This is a genomic window from Paenibacillus sp. TCA20 (assembly GCF_000732325.1).
In the GTDB taxonomy this organism is placed as follows: Bacteria; Bacillota; Bacilli; order Paenibacillales; family Paenibacillaceae; genus Paenibacillus; species Paenibacillus urinalis.
Window position 1 is genome coordinate 24,598 of record NZ_BBIW01000024.1, and the last position, 17,516, is coordinate 42,113.

Here is a 17,516-nt window from a genome sequence, read left to right on the forward strand (position 1 = left end):
ACAATACGAATTATTATAGAGGTTAGGGCTTAATAGATTTTATTGAATCTATGATAAAGTCCTCAATTAGGAGGAATCAGGCAGTCATGTTAAAAACAGAGTACATTGATGTTCTTTCAGTGATCTCACATAAGCTGTATGATTCTGCTGCGAATGTGATGAATACAGCCAGCAAGCTAATACCCGCTAACACATTTTGCATAGCTAACCTGGATCATCTATCTACGAAAGTGCTCAAATCATTTAATCGCGACAAGCTTATTCTTGAAGAAGGACTAGTCGTCGATAATGCAGAGTCGTATTGTGCTCTCGTTACCGAGCATGCACAGGGGCCGCTTATCATTGATAATAATCTGACCCATCCCTTAACCAAGGATATGGATGCAACTCAATTCGTTGGGGGCTGCTCTTTCATTGGGGTGCCGATACGCAATGAGAAGGGGGAATTTTATGGCTCCCTCTGTTCCTTTGATCAAGGATTTTACCGCTATCAGCAGCGAGATGTTGATCTTCTTCTCTCCCTGTCTTCCTTCTATACAGATCTTCTTGAGCTTGAGTCCACCCTTGACCGGTTACAGATCGCCGAGCAAGCTGCCGAGCAGGTTCTCGACAATAAAAAAAATCTGCTGGCCGTGCTCAGTCATGAAATCCGTACACCGATGAATGGGGTGCTGGGTATGGCCGATTTGCTCAAATCTACCGAATTGAATGAGGACCAAACTCTATACGTCAATGTTATTGAGGAGAGCGGCAATCATTTGTTGAACATGATGGACCAGATACTGGAGTATTCCAAGATGGAAGCTGGTGCCATCACAATCGAGAATCATCCTTTTCAATTAAGTGAAGTCGTTGAGCATGTTATACAGCTGTTCACTCCCGAAGCGCAGAAAAAGGGAATTCGATTATATGCGGAATACCATGTAAGTCAGGATTTAGTACTGCATGGAGACAGTCAAAAAACGCGTCAAATCTTAATTAACTTACTTGGAAACGCCATCAAGTTCACCGAGCAGGGCGAAGTCGGTATCTCGGTTCGAGTTGAGAATGGCAGAGAGAACGCCTCGAATATTTGCTTTGAAGTAAGAGATACAGGGGTTGGCATTCCTGCGGATCGAATCGATCTTCTCTTCAAATCCTTCTCCCAAATTCATAGCAACCCAGGTAAATTCGGAGGAGCAGGACTTGGCCTGTCCATTTGCAAACACCTGGCTGAATTAATGGGCGGGTCGGTGTGGCTTGCAGAAACGAGCGAGCTCGGAAGCCGGTTTATATTTAAATTTTGCAGCTGCACAGCCTCATAAGATATTCAATAAACAAGGAGCAGACGCCATAGCGTGCTGCTCCTTCTATTTTCGTATCCATTTAGCTCCCGCCGGATCGATTCAACCCCTGCTCTTTCTTCAGGATGGTCTCCTCATATCTCGATATTTTATCATCCAGCCGTTCCAGCAATTGTTTCATGTCTTCAAATCTCGTATGAAGCTGCATACGCTGTTCCATCAACAATTCTTTTCTAGACTCCAGCGTTTCATCCCCCTGCTGGAACAGACCAACGTATTCGATCAGTGCTTCAACGGGTAGTCCTGAACCACGCATACACTTAATAAATTCCACCCATTTACAATCGTCTTCTGTATAATCTCTAATTCCGCTCTTGTTACGGTTGACGGGTGGAATAAGTCCGACTCTTTCATAGTAACGAAGCGTATCTGGCGTTAATTTAAACTTCTCACTCACCTCTGCGATCAGCACACAGCCTTACCTCCCCTCATACCAACCAAGCCCTAATCTTAACGGGAGAGCGCACCAACCACCGGATGTGGAACATATGGCTCTTCCAGTGCTGTAACCTCTTCAGGAGTCAATTGAATAGACAATGCGGCAGCCGCATTCTCAAGGTGAGATATTTTCGTTGCACCAATGATAGGTGCGGTGACAGGTTCTTTTTGCAGCAGCCAAGCAAGTGCGATCTGCGCACGAGGAACCCCGCGTTTCTCCGCGATCGCCGCAAGCTGATCCACAATCAAGCGATCTTTATCCGCCATCGGATCATATTTGGACTTCGCCGTTTGATCCGTCTCGGAACGATGGGTTGTCCCCTCCCAATCTCGAGTCAATCTTCCACCGGCAAGCGGACTGTAAGGGATGACACCAATCTTCTCTTCCCGGCACAACGGCAGCATCTCACGCTCCTCTTCCCGATAGATCAGATTCAAATGATTCTGCATGGACACAAAGCGAGTCCAACCGTTACGCTCTGCTACATTCAGCGCTTTCAAGAACTGCCATGCATACATCGCCGAAGCACCAATGTACCTTGCTTTGCCGGCCTTCACCACATCATGCAGGGCCTCCATGGTTTCCTCAATTGGCGTCTCATAGTCCCAGCGGTGAATTTGGTACAGATCTACATAATCGGTCCCCAGCCTTTTTAAGCTTTTATCAATTTCACTCATAATGGCCTTACGGGAAAGACCTGCGCCATTGGGACCCTGGTGCATGCGAAAATGCACCTTTGTCGCCAGGACAATTTCGTCACGATTGGCGTAATCCTTCAGCGCTCTGCCTACGATCTCCTCGCTTGTCCCATCCGAGTATACATTCGCTGTATCAAAGAAATTGATACCCAGCTCAAGCGCTTTTTTAATTACCGGACGGCTGTTCTCTTCATTAAGTACCCATGGGTGAATCCAGCGGTCTGCTTCTCCAAAGCCCATGCAGCCAAGACAAAGCCGGGATACATCCAAACCGGTATTTCCAAGCTTTACGTATTCCATTTCCATTCTGTAAGCACCTCAGTTTCCATTAATGTCATCAGCTCGGCTGATCCCCGTTATTATCACACCTGGAGTTAACTCCAAGTCAATACCTATTTAGAAGATTAGCTCATTAATGAGGGTACTCTTATATAATCATGTGCTTATGCGCCTGTACCGAATCTTTTGCGATAACCGCATTTACGACACAGCTCCTCCACCGCTTCCCGCCGCGAGAAGCCATAGAACAGATTATTTGCCCTCTCACCCTCCACAATCTCGGAGAACGGAGTGCTGTTTATATTTCCTAGATTAATAACACCCTCACCGTCCAGACAGCAAGGAATGACAGTGCCATCCACCAATACCCCGGCTTGTGTTCGAAGCCCATGACAGAAGCCTTTGCCATCATCCTCCTGAGCTGCTAGAGACGGCCATTCAAACTCATGATCCTGATTCAAGTATATGTTCTTCGCGATCTTAACTCCGCTGCCGGGTGTCACCTTCTCTTGAATCTTGAAGTCCAGTTCAAATTCTCGCTCCAGCACTTCAAGCGTCTCCCGATTACGCTGCTTCTCCACATTGGTCATGTTATCCTGCGTCAAGTTCCATAACCGGAACGATACAATGATATCTTGCTTGACCGCTTCTCGGACAAACGAAATGATACTGGCTAGATATCCTTCCCGATTCGTCGAGCCCTCATGACCGTCAAAGCTATGGAGCGAGAAGTTCATCTGCCTGACGGCTGGCTTCCCAAGGATCCGATGCTTCGACTTCTCGATCAGCGTTCCGTTCGTCGTCATGTTTACCTTGAACCCCTTGGCATAAGCAGCATCCAGCAGCTGATCCAGCTTCGGGTGCAGCAGCGGTTCGCCTTTGACATGCAGATAGATGTGGTTCGTATGCGGTTTGATCTGATCCAGAATATGATTAAAAGTATCCAACTGCATAAATTTAGCCTGACGGCTGGTCTGCGGACAGAAGCTGCAGGCAAGATTACAGATGCTCGTAATTTCAACGTATACCTTCTTGAATGTCTTCAACTCGTACGTTCTCCATTCTTTGTAAGATCTGTTCTACCAGTTTACAACAATGCCTTGATCTCTGCTACAAAAGCCTGGTGTTTATCATTGAACGCCTTCGTCGCCTCGTTAAACTTATTCTTCATCTCATTCACTTCCGCAAATACAAGATTGCGTTCAGCCACCTTTGCTTTGAGTTCAGTGATCGAGAGAAGGCTGCCCTTCTCTTCCAGCAGAGCGTACAGCTCGGTTTCTATCTGGAGAGCCGATTCATATTGGGTGTACAGCTGATCAAAAATATGCTGCCGCTCTTGATAGTCAGCCCACAGCTCCTCTGCGCGTAAGGACATTTCTTCGCTGACCTTGCTGTTTCTATAAGCAGACAGTTCCTCCTCCCAGCGCTCACTCTCAATTTTCGCAGCATCCATGATGGTTCTCGAAGCATGGAGCAGCTCATTGCGCTCTTTTACATGAATCCGTGCTTGGCCCAACAGCTCTGCGAGCTCCTTATTATCTTCTCTACCTTGATCCAAAATCGCCTCATAGAGGACCATATCCTCCTCTTCAAGCAGAGCGAGCTGATTCAGATTAGAATGCATCTGATTCTCGGTTTGTACCGTCGTCTCGATGGCATGCACCATATTCACCGCTTCCTCCTTGCTGCAGGCGGTTAATATGATGATGCTCACAAAGAATACAACGAACTTTCTAATACTACCCCTTACCATACCGGTCTTCCTCTCTCTATCTATAGCCTTGTATCGTGTGGAAAATTCATTACAAAGTGCTGCTCGGGATTGTAAGCCTCAACCTTATACCCCATTCTCTTCAAGTATTGAATAATTGCAGGCAGCGCTTCGAGTGTTTGCTCCTTCTCATGGAACAGGATGACTTCCACATCCCGGTGCGCATCCTTCTTGACGTTGCTTACAATCTGCTTCGGCTTGCCCGGCAAATCCCAGTCAAGTGAGTCAATCGTCCAGTCCCACAGCTTGTAGCCCGAATCGGCAATATCCTCTCGGAACTCCTCGCCAATCTGAGGTGCGCTTCCAAAAGGCGCACGTATCAACTCCGGCGCATAGCCTGTAATCTCCTGAATGATCGCCTGCTCTTCATTTACCTCATCCAGAAAATTTTTAGAACCGCCGCTCTTATATAAATGATGATAATTATGACTCATCGTGTGCATTCCCGGATAATGTCCTTCCTCCGTGAGCCGTTTCACTGCTTCTGGATATTTATGTATTTCAGAACCGATCATAAAAAACGTCGCCTTCACATCGTGCTGCTGCAGAACATCGAGAATAGCATCGGTATATTTACTCGGCCCATCATCGAACGTAATATAGGCTGTCTTCTCTACATTTCCTTTATAAATGACGGGCAGCTTCTTCTCCGTCTTCATTACTGTAAATCCTCCCAGCAGGCTCGGCTGATCTATCTCCGTCTGGACTCCCTCATACGGCCCGAAGAGGCTTGTATCCAAATTGCTAAAATTCCATATCAGTAGGATCGCACCGGCCACAATGAATGTAGCAATGAAGCTGCGATACAATCTCTTTCTTATACGTTGGGCTCTGCGATTCATTCTTCTGTTGGAGCTGCGATGGGTATGTTGTGCTGTTCTTCGATCTCTTCTCAAACGGTGTCACTTCTTTCAAGATGTGGTTTTATGAAATTGATTCGTCTTTCTATTATTTAGGTTAAAATAAATAGCCTCGACTTGAATGACAACCAGGTAACAATCGAATAAAATAATCTTAATAAAAACAATATTCCTAATATATCCAAAGGAGCGATGCTCCACTTGAGTCCCTTTCTATCACTTACCATTCAAAATTTCATAGACTCTTGTCTGGAAAGCTACTATGCCAAGCACAAAGAGGCCGTACTCGTGATCGGCACTGTCTATCGTAACGAAAGACGCGTATATGGAATCGGTAATTTAAGCCCCTATCCTACGTCCGAATATAGCAGACTGATCTACGAGATCGGCTCGATTACCAAGCTCTTCACGGTGTCTTTACTGGCCCAGCTGCATTATGACGGCTTCCTGACCATCGACGAATCACTTGGACAATATGTCCCCCTGCTCCCGCCCGACTCGCCGGTTACATTCCAGCATCTCGCGACCCACACCTCGGGTCTGCCGTCACGGAGCATTCTGCGGGAAACCAGGAATTTGTTCGACACCAGGAACAGCCGTGATCCCTACTCTGCATTCAGCTTATCCGAAGCTGCGTTCTACTTGCGCAAAATTTCAGCTAAGGAGGCCGGGATTAAATATCAATACTCCAACGCTGGAATGGGACTCTTGGGACATGTTCTGGCAACGGAGCTCCAGACGACGTATGAGCTGGCCGTACAGGATGGAATTACAATCCCCCTGCAAATGCCCGACACCGCAATCCATCTCTCCTCTGAAGCACGGGAGAGGTTTGTTCCCGGGTATACGGGCCGCCGGAGAGCCGCAGAGCTTGTACTTCAGGATTTTCCTGGCACCGGTGCGTTCCGCTCCAGCATCAGCGACCTGTTAACGTTTCTATCCGTACATATGGGCGTGCACCCGGACAAGGAAATGACCAGCATCTATTCTATTACCCAGCAATTACATTTTCAAAAAAATGACACGTTTGGCGTCGGACTCGGCTGGTTTCACCAGCTTAAAGATAACCTCATCTGGCATAATGGCGGTACACATGGCTATATGAGCTTTATGGGTTTTCTCCCCGGACAGGAGATCGGCGTTGTCGTACTGTCTAACAAACGCACCTCCTCCTTCGCAATGAATCCGACCCACATCGGAATGGAGCTGTTAAAGAGGGTTAGATAAATAAGCGAGTGCCTCTCTGCAAGAATGGAGAGAGGACACCCGCTTATTTTATTGTCGGCACAATATCAGGATAAAGCAGGTTGTTGGTTAACCCTCCTGAGTTCATCGTAAAAAGCAGCTTGCGCAGCGGAAAAGTAAGGACCCACAAACAACCAAGCCAGACCTAGCGTAACCGCGGTGAGAGCCCCCCAGCCCAGAAAGCTGAGCAGGAATACAAAGTAATTCCACTTATAGCCTTCCATCAACCTTCGGCTCTCTGTGATCGCCTGTACAGCCGAATATTCAGGATGATCCTGTAAGATATACGGTGTCTGTGAATAGGAGAGCAGCTTAATGATGCCGGGAACAACAAGCAGCAGGGTCCACATCAGCAGAAAAAGGCAAGATACAATCGAAGTCCAGATGAGCTTTAATACCTTCTCTCCATTTCTATATATCTCGAATATCTCCGTCAGCCATGGATCAAATTTGCGAACAAGATCCAGATAGAACCAGAGTGCGGAGGTTAAGAGCGGAGTAATCACAATGCCCAAGAGGAGAATATAAAAGTTAAATTGGAAGAGGGATTCCTCCATCCCCTTCCACCGTTCATAACCACCTCTGCTGCGGATATCAAAGATAAGGGGGAAGACGAGCGTTAGGATGACTATGAGTACGGTCAGCAGAATGACACGCCACCAAGCTCCTCTGAGCGAGCCTAACGCCCGGCGCTTCGTATCCAGAATAGAGATATTCATATTGGAGTGCTCCTCCCATTTTCATTTGAAACACTAATATGCTACATATTTTTCCAGTATACTATAAACCGTTCCAACAAGAAGAGGACAGCATAATTGCACTGTCCTCTTCTAATTAAATTGAATATAAATTAATTTTGGTTATAGACCAGAAGATCAAGCATCCGGTTGATTACAGCAGCACTTTCCGCTCTAGTCGCTGATCTGGATGGGTCGAAGCGATCTGTTCGATCGCCGTATAATACACCGAGTCTGCTCAGTTCATCAACGGCTTCCTCAGCCCAGTCATGAATCCTTACGTTGTCCAAGTAGGTTATTGCACGATCAGAGCTTGTCGGTTCGTAGGCTGCGAACTGCATTGCACGATAAGTCATTACGGCGATCTCTTCACGGGTAATGTGCTGATTCGGCTGATAGCTGCCATCCGAGTAGCCAGTAATCAGCCCTGCACTCCCAGCTGCCTGTATACTATGTGCATACCATGCGCTGTTCGGTACATCCGTGTAGATTATAGCTTCCGGTGTATCAGCTAAGCCAAGTGTCCGAACCAGCATGGCAGCGTATTCTGCTCGAGTAATGGCTGTGTTCGGATCAAAATGGCCTCCCGCTGTACCGGAAACAATCATCCTGCCTGCCAGCTCCTCCACATTGGCACGTGCCCAGTGACCGTTCATATCTCCAAAGGTCACCGGATGCTCCAGCAGCAAATAGGTACTATTCGAGCGGCTGAATATTTCTACTTCGTTGCCATTCGTTTGGAACGGCACAGGCTGCAGCCGATCAGTATTGACTTCGTCCTCTGCACGTACAGCTGCCATATGCTCTAGTCTATCGAGCTCATAAGGGGTTAGCGTTATCGTTCTTTTTATATATCGATCAAACTCGGTCAGTTCGTAGACCTGCCCCTCTGCTGAGAATGCAGCTATCGAATAATTGACAGCAGCAAGCGGGGAGTAGCCCTTCAAGCTTGCCAGCTGGATCGCAGCTCGATCCTTCGTTAAGGCGAACCTCAGCTCAAACTCACCAGCTCCGGCACCAAGCTCAGCTCCGATCTGTGACAGATCAATCTCTTCCATCGGAAGCTCGTAGCTTCCAAAGGACACGCCGATCTGAATTGTCAGCTTCGTTTGGTGCTGGAGCAACAGCTCCATGGCTTCCTGCCGTAATGAGATCTGTGCAGAGTCATAGTCCTTATCCTCCATATCGAGCTTTATACGCAGCACTCCATCCTGCAAACTGGATAATGCTGCTGAAATTTGCTCTCCGGTAACTGCACTTTCGGCAATGCTCATCTCACTATTCGTATTCAGCACGCCTTTTACCGTTATCGTTCCGGGTTCTGTCTCGGCCGGATCGACAGGCACGGGATTCCCAGCAGGCGGATTCGTGCCAGTGCTGGGTGGAGTCACTGGATCCGTGTCTGGATTCGGATTTGGATTCGGATTTGGATTTGGATTCTCCGGCGCTTCTTCACTGCCTGCTCCCACAATATCAATCTGCGCCATGACAGGATCATGATCAGACACTCTTCCGCTTGCTTCTGTAAAATCAGCATTCAAATGAACCACATCGGTCTGTGTGTACTCCGTTAAATTTTTGCTTACCAGAATATGATCAAGTGCCTGCGAATTCCCATCATATGTGTAGGTGTAGCGTTCTCCAGCAGGCAGGGTGTCGATCAGATTATCCAGCTCATCTCCTCTTAGAATCTCGGCCGTCTCCGTGAACTGGAAGTCATTCAAGTCCCCCAGCACAATGACATTTGCTTCTTTATTTAACGCTTCATTGCCCTCTATGATGTTCTTCACAAAACCATTCACGACTGCTGCAATGTCGTGGCGCTGTGTTTCACTAGTCAGGACCGGAGGCTGAACATTGCCGAATGGACCGTTGTCACCCGATTTGGAATTGAAATGATTGGCAATCACGATGACCTTCTCTCCCCGGAATTCAAACTGGGCAGCAAGCGGCTTCCGTGATTCCAAAAAAGCAGCATGCTGCGGCTCGATTCGGCCGGGATTTACACTAAGCTGATCCTGATTCGCATCATAGGCCACTGCCTCAGTGGAACCTCCCTTTCGCTCTTCTATGCTCTCGGCTAAGGTTACTCGTTCCGGATTATAGAGAAAGCCTACTCGGATATTCCCGCCGGGAGCTCCACCGTCCTCATTGTTGACCGGAGCAATGTCGGTAAATGCGTATTCCGGTCCGCCATTTGCCATAATGGCGTCAATCAATACCTGATAGCTGTCGTCCGCTTCAACGATGCCGTTGTCTGTCTGACCGTTATCATCCTGCACTTCTACCAGTCCAATAATATCTGGCTGCTTCATGTTCGAAGTGATAGATGCTGCAAGCTTCGTAATCTTGCTGCTGCCGACACCCGGATAGAAGTTCTCAATATTATAACTGGCTACGATCAGCTGCTCCGGATCAGGTTCAATATATGTTACCTCTTGCTCATAAACCGATGGGAGGAGCGCAGGCAATGAATCCTTCGCAGGAATCACTTTAAAGTTGCCTGCATTATATCCGATCACACCCGTTACATCGCTCGCAAACTGATTCCCCGTTCGGATATCTTGATTCATAGCCATCGAAGCAATCAGAAGCCGCTGCGGGTTCAGGTTACCCTCCTGCTTCAGAACAAGACCGCCAGCCGGCGTAAACACTTCCTCTTCTCCATTATCAATACGAGTTGGAATGTTCATGATCTGGCTGCTTGTCCACGTTGGACTCATAACCGCCGGGGACTCTAAACGAACCCTCATGCCTTCCAGCGATTCGTAGAAGTCGATCGCATCCTCTTCCGGATCAAAGACAGTGAACCCGTCATTATCAATCACCTCGGAAGGAATAGCTCTGCCGTTCTTCCCAAGTAAGATTGGAGGAGGCAGCTCCTCGGTCTCTCCCGTCTTTAAGATGGAGGTCGGTACAATTTGTGTCGTTGTTAGATTACTGCTGCTTCCCTCGTTGTACTCTGCCACTGTACCGCTGATCTTTACCATTTCCCCAGTAGCTGGCTTTAAGTCGAGATTAGTACTATAAATATAAATACTCTCCGAAGTATTCGGATCTTCATCCGGCTCCAAGTCCTGGATGTAGAACCCTTGATAGCTTCCATCACTAAATCGGTATCCTAATTGAGTAACAACGCCCTCAATATGACTTACCTGCTGATCAAGATAAGGAGAGATATGCCCTGCTCCCTGGATATCATGAATGCGCGGCTGTTCGGTTGCTTCATAGGAGAAGGTATACACTTCACTAGTGTCACTGCCGGATACAGCCACAGCTTTAATTATCGTATTCACATTAATTGTAATTGGGTCTTCATAGAGCGTGCTTGATGTCGTCGGATCACTACCGTCCAGCGTGTAATACAGGTCCGCACCAGCTGCAGGTGAAGTCAGTACAACCTGCTGCCCCCTAACGATCTTGCCCGCTGCCGGACTGGCATTCACCGACAAGAGATCTTCAATCAAGGACTCCTCATTCAGTGGTATAAGCTGATAAACGTCTCTGTACTGCTCGATGACACCAACGATCTTATCAAAGGACTTGCCCGCTGCAATCCCTGGCAGATTCGAATAAATAATAAATTCGCTTCCGCCCTGTTCAGCAATCCAGCTGCTGCCTGACTTCTCGCGTATATTCACGTTATCCATGTATACAAGCTTCGCCTCATGCTGCTCACCTGAATCTGCAGCGAGATCTGCCCCTGTCAGCTGAACTGGGGAAGGCACTCCTGCATTGTTCTCTATCAAAGTATAAGGGAGTCCGTCTGAAGGAGTTATCTCCTGCAGGTTGTTATAGATATCCATGACTCCGCTGACACGAACCCGATCTCCTGCTTGTGCAAAGCTGGGGAAGCCATACAAGACAATGGCAGCTGTTTCATCCTGCACGTACATCTTGCTGCCGCTCACATGAGTAACGATTCCGGAGACCATGACCTGCTCACCTTGAGCGGCAAGTCTTGCTTCTGCTATGGTCCTATGCGGAAGCAGATCATAAGTATAAATAGAAGTTTCACTACGTTCCAGTCCATCCTTCTCCGCGTAAGTATGGATCGTCACAGGTTCGTTAAGCACAATCGGTCCATTAACCAGCTCGTAACCGCTGCTGACTCCACCCAGACCGTATACCTCTGCGTATACAGAAGCCCCTGCCGTTGCAGAGCTCAAGCGAATCTCCGTTCCCTGTGGATAAGCGCCCTGTTCAGGACTCACGGTCACCGCTGCGGTCTTCGTTTCAGGCTGTCCATAGGAGGAGTTTCGTGGATCCGGGGATACAGCAGCAAAGTCCATTGCATTGTTGTCCGTATCCAGTCCCCTGCTGCCGGGATCTGCTCCAGGTGCTGTCAAACGAACAGCTGCCGTGGAATTGGTCAGGGCTGCCACAGCAGCAATACCTTCGTATTCATTGGCACTTCCATAACCGATGAGATCTATGAGTTGTTCACCATGAAACAGACCTGCCTTGCCATTCGTACCGCTCAGGTTGATGCTTCCTGTCTGATCAGGTGCTGGAAGATCGGCTGTCCCGCCGGTTCCTTTGGCCTGCTGAATCAGATAATACGAGTTGGGAAGAATGGCTCCATTCAGCTCGGTCGTATTACTTGTCCCAAACTTGCTTGTTGCACTGGTATACTTTACGGTATACCCTGTAAGATCTACAGCATCTTCAGTCGGATTATAGAGCTCAATGAAGTCATGCGTGTAGGTTGCACCAGCGTTCCCTCCCCCTCCATAAACCTGACTGATCACGATCTGATCCCCCTCTGGGGATGCATACGCCGTGCGGCTGGACATGGATGGATTCCAAAGACCCGCTAAGATCGTTATAACGAGTACCAAGCTCCAGACTTGCAGCGGACGTCTTGTCCGTTTGCTCATTGGCCGTCTCTCCTATCTTATTAAGATATATAGTGTGTATGAATAGCTGAAGATCAAGTGTCAGGGATCATTCTAAGCGTAAAATGTGTGGAGAAATGCGAAGATATTGCGCAATCTTGTAAAATGGTACAAAAAAAGGCGAGATCTCATACGTAACGTACGTTCCCACCTTGATGTAAATCGATCCTATTCGTTTTGCTGCAGCTCCATAACTTCCCCAAGCCTCTTCGCTGCTTCCATCATATACCTCACCAATTCTGGCAGATCACGCATATGATTTTCATTGATTTTACGGTCGAAATTAATCTCTACGGTATTTGTCATCATTGATTCCGAGCCATATACATAGCTGATCTGCTGCACGGTTTTTTGCTCAGGCCACATCTCTGCCATAATCCGCTCTACCTCACTGCACAAGACCGTATCCTTCATCTGCAGGATATACCGCAGACACAGCACACAGCCAGGATTCTCACCGGACAACTCCAAAATTTCAGCAGCCAGCTCCTGCATAGATGCCGCAAGCTCAAGCTCGGCTGATATCCGCCTCTCCCCTGTCAGCTCAAACCGAAGCATAAACACACGCGACATCGTCGACAGCTCCAGCCGATCAATTCGATTCGTAATGTGAATGGCTTGATCCAGATTGTCCAGATCGTACAGCTCATTTTCGAGCGCTACTTTTAAATTATCAAATATAGTGGGATCGAACATATCCTATTTACCCTTTCATTCGCTGGTCAGCGTTATATATCTTAGATTCTCTTCAGTAAAATATAAGTTAAACTTAAGATCATCATTTATAGTATAACTCCACTTGTTACCCTGCGAAAGATGAGGGCTGCCCAGCATGCTGAGCACCTCCTTCTCACTCATCCCTATGCTGATGCCATCTGCGGACGAGACGTTATTCTTCGTAAAAAGAATCGTTGATGGGGTTGACAGGATACCCTTCTTCATGAATTCGAACGGTCTTGATGTTATCATCACCGACAGAATAGTACCGGTAAGCTTCCTTATAATCGGCGTTGCTGCTGATATAACGGCTCCATTCCGCGAAATTTTTCTCTTGAATATTGAACCGTTCCGGGTCATAGACCCGTGTCAAATCTTCCTGTGGCGCAGGCGCATCCTCTGCACTTACATCCATCCCCCTCATATCACCGAACATACCGAGCAGCGTACCCGGTCTGCAAAATAAATGAAGATAGCTCATCAGATTGCGAGAAGCATAGAAATGCTGACCATTCAGTTCTACTGTATTTGAATCCAGATTGTACTTGATAAAATACATCTCATTATCGAGATTGAAGCGAATATACACGTCAGAAGCGACATCCGAGGAATCCATCTCTGTCTTTGCTGTCGATAAATTGAGGCTAGTCAGCCCCTGCACCAGAACGCGATAGCTCTGCGGCGAAACCGTGTATCCTCTAACCCCGTTATCCAAGCTGACCATAATACTGATTCTCTTCACTGACATCTTGTCCAACGGGAATTGATCCCCGAGATAACCTTCTGTCTTTTCAATAGGAAAAGGCAGATCTTCAGGAAAATGAGGATTCATGGATTTAAGGTTACCTTCACTCTCAGAAACATCAGCACTTTCCTCTTGCTTCGTCAATTCTTCTACTGGCTCCAAAACCATACCTGAATCTTCTTCACTCTGTGCTGCAGGCAGGCTCTGATCTTCAGCAGCATTCTGCTGCTCCGAGCTCCATATATTAATCAGTATCATCATCAAGGCAATGATCAGCATCAGGATGATGGAAATGAACCATATTTCTTTTTTCTCCAAACGCATTAACGTTTGAGCCCCTCTCTTTTGAATCTTCTAGATACATATAGATACATACAAATGCACACAGATGCACATTTCTGCAAAAATTAACTTTCATACCAATATAACAGATGATTAGGCAAATGATTGTCGAAATTTGTTCTAACCTCCTGTATATTCACATTGTAATTTTTAACAGTTTAACCCTGTATCCTAATTCAAAATAAAAAAACCTCCTTCGCCATTACAGCGAAAGAGGTTCTGCGTAAAATATGATCTCCAGAATGTTGATACGTCCGTATTACAATTTAATAATCTGTGCTGAGTACAGGAAGACGAACAACACCAGAATAGGTGCGATATAGCGAAGCATGAACAGCCATATACGGAACCATTTCTGCGTAAGTCCTGCTTCTTCTGCAACGTTCTTCCAGAAGTATCCTGCGAACAGAGTTACAACAAGTCCACTCAGCGGCAGGAACCAGTTAGAGGCTACAAAATCAACAAAGTCAAACACTGGCATATTGTTTATCTTAAGATCTGGCATAAGGCCCATGGATAAAGCGGACGGAATACTTAACAGGAATACTAGACCAGCCATGATCCATACTGCTGTACTGCGGCGCAAGTTCCATTTCTCCATTGCATATGAAACGGGCACTTGAAGCAGAGATACGAGAGAAGTCAATGCTGCAATTCCGAGAAGGACGAAGAACAATCCCCCGAACAACCAGCCAAGCGGCATCGCGGAGAATGCGGCGGGTAGAGCAACAAAGACAAGACCTGGTCCTGCATCCGCAGGAATATTAAAGGCAAATGTCGTTGGGAAAATAATCAAACCGGCAATGAGTGCGTACAGCATATCCCCTGCCCCGACAGCCACAGTTGCTGATCCGAGCGACTGTTGACGGTTGACAAAGGCACCGTAGGTAATCATTGTTCCCATCCCGAGTGACAGGGAGAAGAAAGCATGCCCAAGCGCGACGAGCGCTGATTCCGGTGTCAGCTTCGAGAAATCTGGTGACAGGAAGAAGGACACTCCCTCCATACCGCCCGGCAGCGTAATGGATCGAATCATAAGGATGACGAGCAGTACCAGCATACCTGGAATAAGGACCTTGTTAAATTTCTCGATCCCGCCGGAGATTCCTTTGACGACAACGAAGCCCGTAATTACAGCCACGATAGCTCCCCATATGATCGGCATATAACCGCCCGTGAAGGAACTGAACTGTCCACCAAAATCGGTATTGTTAAACAGTTGTCCACTGAAGGACAGCACAGCATAGTGAAGCGTCCAGCCTGCGACGAGTGAATAGAATGTCATAATAACGAATGGCGCAATTACGGATAACAGCCCGAACACGCCCCAAATTTTTCCTCCTCCAGCTTTGACAAAGGAAGAGGATGCACTACCGCGTCCTGCACGTCCAATCGCAAGCTCCGCGAGCAATACAGGCAAGCCTACAACGAGCAGACAAGCAATAAAGAGCAGGAAGAAGGCTCCACCGCCATACTGACCTGTAATATAAGGAAACTTCCACATATTACCAAGTCCTACTGCACTACCGATTGCGGCCAAAATAAAGCCTGTTGAAGAAAATCGCTCTTTTGTACCCGGTGTATCCAACTGATTCGTCTGTTTTGGTACCATGATGTCCTCCATCTCTCTTGAAGAAAGCCTTACTATATTAAGACTCTTTTTTCTAAATTTTTTGATATTATACAAGATAGATGAACATCCGTATACATAAAAATGTTAGTAATAGCAAGTTATAAGTCCGTAGACCTATTTAAATATCTAATGAAATTCACAAATATCCGTTAAAACCATGCTTTACTGACAAAGATACGACCAAAATACGCCTTTTATTCATTTATATTTAATAGTGCACAAGTTCGCTTACCTATATTCAAGTATTCTAATCAATCTATTGCTGACTGCTTCTCGAAGTTTGAATAATTTGCTCTACTTCTTTCAGAATACTGTCCAAGGAAGCCGGATCATGCACATCGTACTCATCAATGTTCAGCCTAAGCACAGGGCAGGCGGTAAAGCCGCCAATCCATTTGGCATAGCGCTCATGCATCTCTTCCCAATATGCCGGATCAGTCTGAATTTCCATCTCCCGGCCGCGCTCTTTAATTCGATTTAATATCGAAGGCAGACTGCCTTCCAGATAGATGAGAATGTCCGGATGAGGAAAATAGGGTGTCATAACCATCGCCTCAAACAGGCTGGAATATGTCTCAAAATCTGTCTCGCTCATTGTGCCTTTGTCTGCATGCATTTGTGCAAATATTCCGGTGTCCTCATATATGGAACGGTCCTGAACATATCCGCCACCGGCTTCAAATATACTTTTCTGCTCTTTAAAACGTTCAGCCAGAAAATAAATCTGAAGATGGAAGCTCCATCTCTCAAAGTCATGATAGAACTTCTCCAGATAAGGATTGTGATCGACCTTCTCCAAGGATGTCTTGAATCCGAGCCGCTCTGCAAGCGCAGCGGTAAGAGTCGATTTACCCACACCTACTGTTCCTGCAACCGTAATTAAGGCGTTAGCCGGAATTTGTATTTCACTCATTTAATATACTCCTTTACTTCGGACACAATCAGGTCAAATTGCTCGCGATGCGTTACAAAATCAATCTGATTCCCGTCAATCGTAATAATTTTGGTATCAGGCTCACTCTCAGCAAGGGATGCCATTGCATGATCATAGTCAATAATCAGCTGCTCTAAATAGGCGGTATCCATATTTTGCTCAAACGACCGTCCCCGCATTTGGATACGCTTCAAGAGTGTCTGAAGATCAGCCCTAATATATATAATCAAATCTGGTTTCGGAAGATCACCTGTAAGAATGTGATAAATTTGACGATACTTTTCCCATTTCACGCCGGAGAGCGTGCGCTGGGCAAAGATCAGATTTTTGTAGATATGGTAGTCGGATATGACCTGCTGACCATGCTGAATATATTTCGTTGTCGTATCTTCCAGCTGCTTATAGCGATTGCATAAGAAGAACATTTCCAGTTGAAAGCTCCACTCTTCAATGTTGTCATAGAACTTGCCGAGAAACGGATTCTCCTCCACAATCTCCTTCAGCAGCGGAATATTCAGCTCCTGTGACAGCATTGTGGACAGCGTCGTTTTACCAGCCCCGATCGGGCCCTCAACAGCGATAAAGGAACCTGTGCTCATGTGAATCCTCCTGTAGTTATCATGCCGATTAATCATTTATAGACAGTTTATTGTATCACAAGTTGAGGTCCGCGTGAGAGCACTAAAATCAGGAACTATTAAACGTTCCATTTTTGGCTGTCTCTCTCCGGTTGCTCACGCAAAAGTCGTTCGTCATCCAAAAATTCCACTTGGGTGGTTTTGTGGGTATCTCGAGGGAGGATCAAAGCGGGCGTTCCATTTTTGGCTGTCTCTCTCCGGTTGCTCACGCAAAAGTCGTTCGTCATCCAAAATTCC

Annotated in this window: 14 protein-coding genes; 2 read left to right on the forward strand and 12 right to left on the reverse strand. The window is 46.8% G+C overall.

Translation table 11 applies throughout. The features are described 5' to 3' along the window. Nucleotides 1-86: 86 nt before the first annotated feature. Entirely contained in the window at nt 87-1,304 is a 1,218-nt protein-coding gene (locus TCA2_RS25310) for an ATP-binding protein (protein WP_047914383.1), read from the forward strand. Nucleotides 1,305-1,365: 61 nt separating this feature from the next. Here the strand turns inward: TCA2_RS25310 and TCA2_RS25315 are convergent, their stop codons facing one another. From TCA2_RS25315 to TCA2_RS25335, 5 genes are all read right to left on the reverse strand, one after another. Next, nucleotides 1,366-1,755 (reverse strand): MerR family transcriptional regulator, encoded by a 390-nt coding sequence (locus TCA2_RS25315; RefSeq protein ID WP_047914384.1) that lies wholly within the window; start codon nt 1,753-1,755, stop codon nt 1,366-1,368. A 38-nt stretch (nt 1,756-1,793) separates the two neighbouring features. Beyond that, nucleotides 1,794-2,780: an aldo/keto reductase gene (locus TCA2_RS25320; protein ID WP_047914396.1), complete on the reverse strand. Its 987-nt coding sequence runs from the start codon at nt 2,778-2,780 to the stop codon at nt 1,794-1,796. A gap of 143 nt (nt 2,781-2,923) precedes the next feature. After that, complete coding sequence (locus TCA2_RS25325; RefSeq protein ID WP_047914385.1) at nt 2,924-3,805, reverse strand: radical SAM/SPASM domain-containing protein; 882 nt, start codon at nt 3,803-3,805, stop codon at nt 2,924-2,926. Nucleotides 3,806-3,846: 41 nt separating this feature from the next. Then, nucleotides 3,847-4,512, reverse strand: a complete 666-nt coding sequence (locus tag TCA2_RS25330; protein WP_047914386.1) for a YkyA family protein — start codon at nt 4,510-4,512, stop codon at nt 3,847-3,849. A gap of 20 nt (nt 4,513-4,532) precedes the next feature. Beyond that, nucleotides 4,533-5,426, reverse strand: a complete 894-nt coding sequence (locus tag TCA2_RS25335; protein ID WP_052512297.1) for a polysaccharide deacetylase family protein — start codon at nt 5,424-5,426, stop codon at nt 4,533-4,535. 165 nt (nt 5,427-5,591) lie between these two features. Between TCA2_RS25335 and TCA2_RS25340 the strand changes: the two genes are divergently transcribed. Further along, nucleotides 5,592-6,617: a serine hydrolase gene (locus TCA2_RS25340; RefSeq protein ID WP_047914387.1), complete on the forward strand. Its 1,026-nt coding sequence runs from the start codon at nt 5,592-5,594 to the stop codon at nt 6,615-6,617. A gap of 65 nt (nt 6,618-6,682) precedes the next feature. Here the strand turns inward: TCA2_RS25340 and TCA2_RS25345 are convergent, their stop codons facing one another. The 7 genes from TCA2_RS25345 to TCA2_RS25375 all read right to left on the reverse strand — a co-directional run bounded on the left by TCA2_RS25345 (nt 6,683) and on the right by TCA2_RS25375 (nt 17,240). Beyond that, nucleotides 6,683-7,354 carry a DUF975 family protein gene (locus TCA2_RS25345; RefSeq protein WP_052512298.1) on the reverse strand — a complete coding sequence of 224 codons (672 nt, stop codon included), beginning with the start codon at nt 7,352-7,354 and terminating at the stop codon, nt 6,683-6,685. A gap of 131 nt (nt 7,355-7,485) precedes the next feature. Next, on the reverse strand, nt 7,486-12,252 hold the full coding sequence (locus TCA2_RS25350; protein WP_047914388.1) for an S-layer homology domain-containing protein: 4,767 nt from the start codon (nt 12,250-12,252) through the stop codon (nt 7,486-7,488). Between the two features lie 186 nt (nt 12,253-12,438). Beyond that, nucleotides 12,439-12,966, reverse strand: coding sequence for a hypothetical protein (locus TCA2_RS25355; RefSeq protein ID WP_047914389.1), 528 nt, complete (start codon nt 12,964-12,966; stop codon nt 12,439-12,441). 193 nt (nt 12,967-13,159) lie between these two features. Further along, the gene (locus TCA2_RS25360) at nt 13,160-14,056 is read right to left on the reverse strand and encodes a hypothetical protein (RefSeq protein ID WP_047914390.1); all 897 of its coding nucleotides are present in this window, start codon (nt 14,054-14,056) and stop codon (nt 13,160-13,162) included. A 277-nt stretch (nt 14,057-14,333) separates the two neighbouring features. Beyond that, nucleotides 14,334-15,686, reverse strand: coding sequence for a sodium-dependent transporter (locus TCA2_RS25365; protein ID WP_047914391.1), 1,353 nt, complete (start codon nt 15,684-15,686; stop codon nt 14,334-14,336). 277 nt (nt 15,687-15,963) lie between these two features. Next, entirely contained in the window at nt 15,964-16,620 is a 657-nt protein-coding gene (locus tag TCA2_RS25370) for a deoxynucleoside kinase (protein ID WP_047914392.1), read from the reverse strand. Beyond that, the gene (locus tag TCA2_RS25375; RefSeq protein WP_047914393.1) at nt 16,617-17,240 is read right to left on the reverse strand and encodes a deoxynucleoside kinase; all 624 of its coding nucleotides are present in this window, start codon (nt 17,238-17,240) and stop codon (nt 16,617-16,619) included. The genes TCA2_RS25370 and TCA2_RS25375 overlap by 4 nt, the downstream gene beginning before the upstream one ends. Nucleotides 17,241-17,516 lie beyond the last annotated feature (276 nt).

Excerpts from the sequence above, each read along its gene's own strand:
- TCA2_RS25310 (WP_047914383.1), top strand. The coding sequence starts at position 87 with ATGTTAAAAACAGAGTACATTGATGTTCTTTCAGTGATCTCACATAAG.
- TCA2_RS25320 (WP_047914396.1), bottom strand. The coding sequence starts at position 2,780 with ATGGAATACGTAAAGCTTGGAAATACCGGTTTGGATGTATCCCGGCTT.
- TCA2_RS25330 (WP_047914386.1), bottom strand. The coding sequence starts at position 4,512 with ATGGTAAGGGGTAGTATTAGAAAGTTCGTTGTATTCTTTGTGAGCATC.
- TCA2_RS25345 (WP_052512298.1), bottom strand. The coding sequence starts at position 7,354 with ATGAATATCTCTATTCTGGATACGAAGCGCCGGGCGTTAGGCTCGCTC.
- TCA2_RS25350 (WP_047914388.1), bottom strand. The coding sequence starts at position 12,252 with ATGAGCAAACGGACAAGACGTCCGCTGCAAGTCTGGAGCTTGGTACTC.
- TCA2_RS25355 (WP_047914389.1), bottom strand. The coding sequence starts at position 12,966 with ATGTTCGATCCCACTATATTTGATAATTTAAAAGTAGCGCTCGAAAAT.
- TCA2_RS25360 (WP_047914390.1), bottom strand. The coding sequence starts at position 14,056 with ATGCGTTTGGAGAAAAAAGAAATATGGTTCATTTCCATCATCCTGATG.
- TCA2_RS25365 (WP_047914391.1), bottom strand. The coding sequence starts at position 15,686 with ATGGTACCAAAACAGACGAATCAGTTGGATACACCGGGTACAAAAGAG.
- TCA2_RS25370 (WP_047914392.1), bottom strand. The coding sequence starts at position 16,620 with ATGAGTGAAATACAAATTCCGGCTAACGCCTTAATTACGGTTGCAGGA.
- TCA2_RS25375 (WP_047914393.1), bottom strand. The coding sequence starts at position 17,240 with ATGAGCACAGGTTCCTTTATCGCTGTTGAGGGCCCGATCGGGGCTGGT.